This is a genomic window from Comamonas sp. B-9 (genome assembly GCF_000410635.1).
Classification (GTDB): Bacteria; Pseudomonadota; Gammaproteobacteria; order Burkholderiales; family Burkholderiaceae_C; genus Comamonas.
Genome location: NZ_KE148555.1, coordinates 12,438 through 12,736 on the forward strand (window position 1 = coordinate 12,438; position 299 = coordinate 12,736).

1 pseudogene is annotated in these 299 nt (G+C 74.6%); it reads left to right on the top strand.

Annotated features, from left to right (window positions below):
• Positions 1–299 (top strand): annotated as a pseudogene (locus tag H928_RS32275) (selenocysteine-specific translation factor); the annotation flags it as partial.

A 299-nucleotide genomic window follows, 5' to 3' on the forward strand; every position in this document is an offset into this window, starting at 1 on the left:
GGCCCCAGGCACCGAAGCACTGGCCCAGCTGGTGCTGGACGCGCCGGCGCTGGTGCTGCCCGGTGACCGCGTCATCGTGCGCAATGCCCAGGCCAACCGCACGATTGCCGGCGCCATGGTGCTCGACCCCTACGCCCCCGCCCGCAAGCGCCGCAGCGACAGCCGCATGGCCTACCTGGCTGCGCTGGCACACTGGATTGACACCGCCGACACCGGCCCGCTGCTGGCCGAGGCCCCGCTGGGCCTGGCCCGCTCACAGCTGGTACGGCTAACCGGCACGGCGACACCGGCCGGGGCCG